The organism is Paraburkholderia sp. RL17-347-BIC-D (assembly GCF_046027915.1).
GTDB lineage: Bacteria > Pseudomonadota > Gammaproteobacteria > Burkholderiales > Burkholderiaceae > Paraburkholderia.
Genome location: NZ_JARESS010000269.1, coordinates 1 through 368, shown reverse-complemented (window position 1 = coordinate 368; position 368 = coordinate 1). Strand labels below are relative to the sequence as shown.

1 protein-coding gene is annotated in these 368 nt (G+C 62.5%); it reads right to left on the bottom strand.

Annotated features, from left to right (window positions below; genetic code table 11):
- Window positions 1–368, bottom strand: a 368-nt coding sequence (locus tag P0D96_RS48510; protein WP_408321501.1) for an NAD(P)(+) transhydrogenase (Re/Si-specific) subunit beta, incomplete at both ends; no start/stop codon positions are given.

The window sequence follows — 368 nt, the reverse complement described above, 5'->3', positions numbered from 1 at the left end:
ACCACGACTGCGTGAGAAAGAACAGGATGCCGAAGCCGAGCATCGCGAGCGCGAGCATCAGGTTGATCAGATGCTGGCCGCCGTACACGACCGGCGCGCCCTGAAAGAGACGGAACTTGTACTTACCCGACAGCTTGCCGAACGCGATCACCGAACCCGAGAACGTGATCGCGCCGACGAACGTGCCGATGAACAGTTCGACCCGATTACCGTAAGGCAGGAAGCCCGGCGTCGTGTTCTCCGGATCGACGAGCCCGAACGCCGACGGCTCCGACACCACCGCATACGCGATACACACGGCAGCGAGACCGATCAGCGAGTGCATTGCCGCGACCAGTTCCGGCATCTTGGTCATCTCGACGCGCGCC